Annotated in this window: 5 protein-coding genes; 1 reads left to right on the forward strand and 4 read right to left on the reverse strand. The window is 48.9% G+C overall.

Annotated elements, in window-relative coordinates:
• Window positions 1-193: 193 nt before the first annotated feature.
• From NG833_RS11835 to NG833_RS11850, 4 genes are all read right to left on the reverse strand, one after another.
• Window positions 194-592 (reverse strand): hypothetical protein, encoded by a 399-nt coding sequence (locus tag NG833_RS11835; protein WP_254565491.1) that lies wholly within the window; start codon window positions 590-592, stop codon window positions 194-196.
• 114 nt (window positions 593-706) lie between these two features.
• Window positions 707-1,576 carry a type III-B CRISPR module RAMP protein Cmr4 gene (cmr4, locus tag NG833_RS11840; RefSeq protein ID WP_254565492.1) on the reverse strand — a complete coding sequence of 290 codons (870 nt, stop codon included), beginning with the start codon at window positions 1,574-1,576 and terminating at the stop codon, window positions 707-709.
• A 20-nt stretch (window positions 1,577-1,596) separates the two neighbouring features.
• Window positions 1,597-2,712 carry a type III-B CRISPR module-associated Cmr3 family protein gene (locus NG833_RS11845; protein WP_254565493.1) on the reverse strand — a complete coding sequence of 372 codons (1,116 nt, stop codon included), beginning with the start codon at window positions 2,710-2,712 and terminating at the stop codon, window positions 1,597-1,599.
• Entirely contained in the window at window positions 2,713-5,790 is a 3,078-nt protein-coding gene (locus NG833_RS11850) for a type III-B CRISPR-associated protein Cas10/Cmr2 (protein WP_254565494.1), read from the reverse strand.
• 524 nt (window positions 5,791-6,314) lie between these two features.
• Between NG833_RS11850 and NG833_RS11855 the strand changes: the two genes are divergently transcribed.
• Window positions 6,315-7,487: a YafY family protein gene (locus NG833_RS11855; RefSeq protein ID WP_254565495.1), complete on the forward strand. Its 1,173-nt coding sequence runs from the start codon at window positions 6,315-6,317 to the stop codon at window positions 7,485-7,487.
• Window positions 7,488-8,067 lie beyond the last annotated feature (580 nt).

An 8,067-nucleotide genomic window follows, 5' to 3' on the forward strand; every position in this document is an offset into this window, starting at 1 on the left:
ATCCTCCGCCAATCCCCAAAAATATGGGGGCGTGAGAGCATCTGGCTCCTTAGACCTTCTTGTTTAAATGCCGAACCGTTTAGAGGGAAAGACTTCATTGAAAAGAAACCGGATTTCTCGATTCAAAAAAATGGCAATATTAGCCAGAATTTTATCCAGAAACCCCGTTTCTCAACCTGACAGTACCCTCGGACTAGACTTCCTCTGCTTCTCCTAAAATAGTCACGGACCAAAATGACCACTCCCGCGCCAATTCCACCCCTAATCGATTTAACCCACTATAGGTAGAGAGGGGCATATTAATCAGAGTGGCGGGTTCATTCGGGGCGAAAGGAACTTTCGTTAAGCCCTGTAACGTTGTCAGGAACTCTTTATAAACCTGCCCTTTATATCGTGTTTCATCAGAGCGCGCTTCGCTATATTTTTTGGCATCCCCTGCTAAACGATGTAATCCCCAAGTTGAAATATAAGCAGGCAATCCTTGAACAATCGAACTAGCTTTTTTGTGATAGGCAGGATTGATATTTCTGACCACATTTTGTAATCCGCCATAGGCAGACCGGCTAAAATCTCGCGTGTCAAGTTTTAACATGGTGAGTTCTCCTTTTGATTCTGAAAAGTAGTCAAGATTGATGAGAGGGGTAGGTGTACCGAAGTGCACCTACCATTCAAGGCTGGTAGGGGTGAGTTAACGGGCTAGGTGAGATTATACGGCGTCAGTTTTATTTTCAGTCCAGCCGCGCCCCAGTCCTTCTAACCCTCCAAACTGGATCCGGTCGTTGAGAATATATTCCAAAGAATCGCGTACATTCTGAGTGAGTTCTTCCTGTTTATTGGGTTTTGTTCCCCAAGGGAAAAACAGCACCGTTTCCGAAGGAATTGCTTCTTCAGACCGGAAAGAACCGCCATCGACGGTTTTTTCATCGGTTTTGAGGGCAACACGGACCTCCCGTTGCAAACCAATTTCAACTAAGGCCGCACAATCATCATTGGAAAGAATGACCAACTTTTCTTTAAGTTCAAGAACTCCATTTCCATCAGGAATACTTTCTAGGGCTTTCCAAAGGGCAGATTCGGTCTCAATTTTTGCCAGATTTGACTCGTTGAGTAAAGCACCTTGCAAGTAAATTTGTGGGCCGGAGACTGAGACGATCGCATCTTTACCTCCTTGATTGTCGGTGTTTTTGTTCAGAAGTTCTCGCCACTCCTTAATCACCAGACCTAATCCCTCATTCTGCAACCACCGATTCCACCGGCTTAACCACAACGGACAAGTAATCCACAAAAACTGATGACTGAAAGATGCCACGGGAAATAACAATAAGGTGGCATCGCCAAACCAGACTTCCCCTTCCGTCGGCTGATTGCCATCTTTGATCCGTTCCCCGAAAAATTTACCCGCTTCGTCTGGGTGCATCGTTTCTAATAGGGAACGAATTTTACCCCGCATTGAAGATGAGGGAAGATAGGGTAATTCTGTTTGTGCCTCTCGGGCAATTCCCATCAAGTTTCCCGCCTGAGAACTGGCTCCCGTATGGAGTGGGGTGAGCAGGTAAGTGTAGGTTAAATAATTCATGGTGTTACCTCTGTGGTCGTTTATTGATCTTCGTGAGAAATCCACAACAATTCTGAATACCCCAACTGCCGCCAACGTTGAACGTGATGGGGTGCGGTATGACTATCCTGGAACAAGGGTTCCGGCTGATTGAGGTAGTACAAACTTCCTGGGGGTGCAGCAAAAACCTGGGGAGCGGGAATACTTTGTTTAGATTGCCCCTGTTTACTCTCTGTCTCTCGAACCCGGCAGCTAATCGCTACCGCTTTGTCTGTTGCTACACTCACTAAACTGCCCGGTTTTTGATTGCCATTAACCGTATGAGCTAACTTCCATTCCCAGGGCCAAGCGCGGCAGGTGGCTTGGCTTTGGTTCTGTTTGCGCTCAAATACACCTGGGGTGACGAGATAGGCGATCGCCTTGCCCGATTTTTTGAAGTTGCGATCGCTCACAGAGGCAACTGCCTGCCACTTCTCCTCCAACGGTTGACAAGGCTCTAAAATTGCCCGATGTCCTTCTCCCCCGAGTTGAATCACCGTCTTTTCTAGCACCTGATTAAGGGCGATCGCTAAACTCCAACCCGGTGCCATTCGGACTGCATTTTCGACAAAATAGCCATCAGCATCTTTGACCTGGCGGGTCCCTTCTTCCAAGGTATTGTGGGAGCGAGTTTCTACCGTCCAAGGTTTGACCGCTTTTTGGTCTTGAGTTAGCCAATCGGGTTTGGCAATTTGTCCCGTTTTTAGATAAGTTGCGATCGCCTCACTGGGCAAAAACTGGCGATAAAAATACCCCGGTTCCGGTTCATCTTCTTCATCCCGCTTCCCCTCTGTACGAGGTTTTACTAAGGGGCGAGGCTGGAGCGGATTCCAGTATCCTTGGGACAAGGGAGAGTCTGGTATCCAGCCCAAAGGAAGCAAGGGAGTCGATCCCACAAATCCCAAGGGCCGTGGAAAGTAGAGCGTATCCTCATAAGCGAGAAAAACCCCCTTAATTTGGAACTTAGCTGAGTCCCCAGTAATACCCCGCAATGCCCCGGCGATGGTATGACCGTTGGGCGGAAAAATGCTCCCTGCCCAGGCGCGTTCCCCTGGGGTGAAGGGTTTGGCATCCCGGAACATCAACACATCCAGAGGCGTGATTCTGTACCAATACATCTAATGTTCACCTCCTACTTTAATCTGGCGACTCCGCAGCACGAAGGCAGCCAGTTTCAGCCAGTTTTTGACCTCGGTTTCTTGGTCTTTGCTTTGGGTCGTTATATACAAATTCTTGAGGAACTCGCTTAAGGCTTCCTGAAATTTAACTTTCAAGGCGTCATCGCCTTTGAAAACCTCGCGACGGCTACAGAAGGCTGTAGTCCAGTGGAAAATGGCGTCGGCACAGGGGACCGGATGTTGACTCCAAACTTCCGCTGCCTGCTCAAATAAGGCACAATCTAACTTAGGGAAATTCAAGAGCGATCGCCACTTCTTAAAGACCCCAAACTTAGCTGTTGCCTTGAGAATATTCCCATTGCCATACAGCACTCGCACCTGCACCGCATCTTTTTTTTGTCCTTGGGGGTTACTGGGTTCCGGCGGACTACAATGTTCCTTGGCTCCCTCTTCCGCTGCCCAGAGGTTTTCTAAGGCGATCGCCAAAGGAACGGAATGATGAGCTAGAACCATGCCAAAGCTAATACTAGCTCTCGAACCCATCGTAAATAAGGGCCGGTTCGACAGATTTTTAGGTAACTTTTCTCCTTGGAAGCGCCAATAGTCTCCATCACAGGCAAATTCCCCTTGCGGGTCGCTGCCACCCTTGAAGCATTGGCGAATATCCCACAACCAGTTATCCCATTCCCAGAGGTTGGTATAGGCCAAAACGTCATCGCCACCGCCATAAATCAGCCGTCCGGCATAGCGCACTTCGGTCAGGTACGGGACCAACTGATTGGAAAAATCCAACAAAGCCCGACTCAAAGCGTTATGACTCGCCGGACCCATGCGTTTTTTGCATTCTAGGAACTTCTCCAAAGAGTCTTTCACCTTCAAGTCAGCAATTTGGAACCGCAGAGTCTCGGGAATATACTTGTTATAGGTTTGCAACGGTTCGCCTTTGAGCCAGTTGCTCATCCCATCCCCATCCCCAGCAGCGAGGACATACCAATCCGTGGGATTAGCGCCGGAGGGAAACCATTGACTGATTGCCTCACGCAGTTTCCGGAGTTCCTCTTGTTTCTGCTGTTTTTGCTGAGTCTGGGTTAAGACTGCCCCGGCTGTTTGCGCTTGGGGTTCAAACTCTTCAATGCACCATCCCGCATTCAGGACCCGGGGATGAGGCCATTCGGGATACTGGTCCGCCACCCAGGGAATTCCCCAAGATTGTGGTTCACCCTTAGTATTGTCCTGAATCCAAGGGAACTGATGACTTAAACTTTCACAAGCCTCCTGATAATAGGACAGCGCCTCGGGATGTTGCCGCAACCATCCCACGACTCCAGAGGTCAAGTCCGGATAATATAACTCCAACCGCTTCTGAGGCTGGTTCAAAAGCTCGGGTAGAATCCGGTGTAACCCGCGTTTGAGGACTTCGGTGGCATTGAGTTCTTCGATGCCATCAAATAATCCCGCCTGCCGTTGCCAATCTTTAGCGGTTTCCCCTTCCGTGACCCAATCGGGACCGTTATGAACCACCGGACCGATGCCTGAAACTGTTGAACGGGGGCCAAAGGCAGAAGGAATTGCCCAAGTCCGGGAATTTTTGACCGATGTTAAGGCAAACCGGGTTTGGTCGAAAATGCTGGCCCACCAAGAACCCACATTCAAGTTCGGTTGTGTGGCTGTATCGGATTGCGAAGATTGGTGGCGATCGCCCTCATGTTCGGTCACATTCATCCGATGGACTTCCGCCACAAATTGCGCTTCGGCCTCCACCAGTAAATCCGATGCCGGACGAGCAAACTGATTTTGGGCAGTCTGCCAAAGCTGATAGTTGTCCGGGTTACGCGGGGAATGGTGCAGTTCTGATGAGCGATCGCCTAGGGGTAAGGCGGTCCAATAGGTTTGCCATTGCGCCTTTAACCAGTTGGACCAAGTATGGGGGTTGAGGTTCGGCATCCATTTTTGAGCGCCTTGCAAATCCGCCAACACCTGATTCCCCAAACTCTGCCATTCCTCCTGGAGAGTTTGTCCCGCCTGTTGCATCGCCGCATAAACTGGATTTTTTATCGGCTCATTCTCCGTCGCTCCAGCGCCATTATTCGGTAGAATCATCACCAAAACATTGGGAAATCCAGCAGTCAGTAATTGCCGTTCGGTAGGTGATTCAATCCAATCCCTAAAATCAGGATATTTTGACAACAGCCAAAAATCAATCAAGGGCTGGGCATAGAGGCAGGGATACAGGAGCGTATCTGGACCATATTTCCAGGCAACTGCCCAAGCGACCTTGGCAGATAAATAATGGAGTAACCAAGACCCGGCCCAAAAATCGCGCATCTTGCGACTCGCTTTGATCAGTTCTTGGACTGGCGTAAAGCTAAAAATGCTCAGATAGGGGCGGGATTGACGATCATCTTTTTCTTCCCCGACTCCTTGGTGGGGATAATCACTCTCATTGGGATAATAGCCCGCTAACGCACCGGCCAAAGCGGAAGTCATGGTGTGATGACTCCACACCGACGCATCGGGAATGCGAGTATCTGCCGGAAGCAAAGGTAAACTAAATTCTTCCGAGAGATTCGCCCCCTGGACCAGGGCGCGGGAGAGGGCCACAGGATAGCAACGCCATAACCACCAGTAAACTTGCCGAATATCCTGAGAATTCCGAATGTTCTCGGGGATGATATTCGCTTCAATCTCTGCTAACCGCTGGCTTCCAGTTTCCCCCTGATTCATCAAGAAATCGTGCCATACATTGAGTTTTAGGGTTTGTGTGGCTCCTGAAAGCAAATGCCGGATTTCCAGACCTTCTGCGTCATAACTGACGGCTGTATTACTGGGGAGTTGACCCAAAGCCGCCCGATCGCTGGCCGAGGCAATCAAATCGCATAATCCAATTTCTTTCAGCCATTGGCTGCTATAGACAGACTCTTTATGAGACTTGGCTTTCGGGGAAACCCAGCCTTCCATACAAGCTAGGGATTCCCAGGCTCCCTCGCCACCGCGTCCAGCATTCGTGTGCAATGCCTTAAGCGCTGGGTCATGGAGCAAGGCCCAGATTTTGGCCTGCCAATAGGGTGCATTTGTCATAGTTTTTTGACTTTGATGAGATAGATGGACACAGACAGCCAGTTCAAACCCGACTAATCGCTACAGTCAGAGAACTCCGGCTGCAATGCTTGACATAGGGGAGGTTTTAGTGAGCTTCTTTTGAGTTATCGGCATATTCGCCAAAAATTACGCAATTTTCTGGTCATTTTTATGATTGGGCTGGCGTTTTTTTCCCAGGCTCACCGTGAAAATGCCCTAAAAAAGCTCTTTCTCCTTTTTCTAGGGAAGCTTTTGCTCCAATATGCGAGGATTGCCTGAAATCCTGAGCTATCCGAATTCAGCGCGATCGCCACTCACGCCCCAACCCGAATCACCCAGAGTCCAATTAATCTCTCTCTCGAATTTATCAGTCTTTTCTTGCTCTTGTCTGAAATCTAAACAGATTTATAAAATTTATTGCAAAACAACACAAACCTTTACACATCAACACATTTCGTCTTTGTTAAACATTTATGTCAATATTGCCATTACCTTGACATTTTCCAAAAAACTTGTTAAACCTCATGGCTAAGAAACCGACTCCCCATCCTTATTCAGATCGCAGCAGCTTTGAACGGTTGATGTTGTTGATTGCCACTTTAGTCCAATATCCTGGAGTCGGACATATCCGGGAAGATGAACAAAAAAGTCAATTTCGGGATGCGCTGCAAAGCGTTCAGGAAAAAGTGTGCGATTTAGCGGCGAGTTTGGGAATCGAACTGCCTCCAGGCTATCCAGCAACTGCTACCCTTCGTAAAGACTTAGAACGGTTGCGAGACTACGGCATCCTCGATCGCCGGATTTATCGCTGGGGATATTACCTGGGAACTGGGGTGATGAACACAGAACAGTTGCAGGTGATGCTTTGCGCCTTGGAATCTCAAGGCAAATATCAAGGTAATCCCCAGGCTCGTCAACTGTTTGAACTTTTATCTCGTCGGTTGCGCGGGCTAGAATTGGAGACGACGGGGCAATTTTCCTATCCAGTCCGCCAACATCTGAATCGAGCGATTATGGAAACTGACCCTCTGGAGATCGTGAAGCGGGGGAAAAGTCAGAATACTTTGTTTCATCAACAAGTCACGGTGGAACAGGCGATCGCTTCGGCACAGGCGATCGAACTGTCTCGCAAGTCGGACCCTTATGGTCGCAAATTGGTCGGTTTGTTGCAAATCTGGCCTCTGCAACTGGTGTATCATGATATTGCTTGGTACTTGATTTATGAATATTGTGAGTCCGGTCACCTGGCGATCGGGCGATTCGACCGCTTCGGAGACTATTGCAAGGTCCTAACTCCCCAACGCACCCTGGAAGTCCAATCTCAAAGCCTGAAAAATGCCCATCAACTTTTGGAGAACGGCTGGGGACTATATCTAGGGGAGCCAGAAGAACAACAGGCAGAATTAGCAAAAACTTTGAAGCTAGAAACAGTCAAAGTCCGCTTTTTCAACCCCGTCACCGAATTTATCCGCGAAGGGGACTGCCGCCATCCCCGGCAAAAAATTAAACTAGGCCCCAAAAATGACACCGGCAAAATTGAATATCTCGATTACCTGGTGCCATTACCTCGACGCTCGTTCCAGGAGTTTATGCTGTGGGTTTATCGCTACATGAACAATGCGATCGTGTTGTCTCCCCCAGAGTTGGCAGAACAACATCAACAAGCGGCCAGGAAATTAGTCGCCCTTTGGGATTAGGGTGGGTCCAGCATTGGGAAAATCATCTTCTGACAACTCCGTTGCGAGGCTCAACCAAAATCGCTGAAACCACCAAAACTCGTCGCGAGCCTCGCAGCCTTACTGGGCAAGGCTTTCAGCTTTTGACTTCTCTCTCTTTGAGGGTCAATGTAGCAACAATTTTCCTGAGCCTCGCAAACTGCCTCTGGACTTCCCAGCCAGTAAGGGTTATAATCGGGGTACCTCCCCACTCGCTGGGGAAACTAATTGAATGGAAACTCATAGACTAAGCGCCAGCACACAGCACAGGCAACCAAGCTATCTCCCCACTCGCTGGGGAAACTAATTGAATGGAAACAACCACCCTTTGTCCTGTTTCCATCCCCATTCGTTTGATCTCCCCACTCGCTGGGGAAACTAATTGAATGGAAACTGAGGTGCGATTCGTTCGCTGGCTAATCCATAACCAGCGGGGAAAACTAACCGGAACTAACCGGAAAAGTTAAATCCTAACTGACTCTTGGATGCAAGTGAAAGTCTTGCCCTGTAAGAGATACAGTGACTCCCTACCTGGCCACACCGAATAGACTCGGAATTCTAT

Source organism: Oscillatoria sp. HE19RPO, from assembly GCF_024220515.1.
Classification (GTDB): domain Bacteria; phylum Cyanobacteriota; class Cyanobacteriia; order Cyanobacteriales; family Laspinemataceae; genus Laspinema.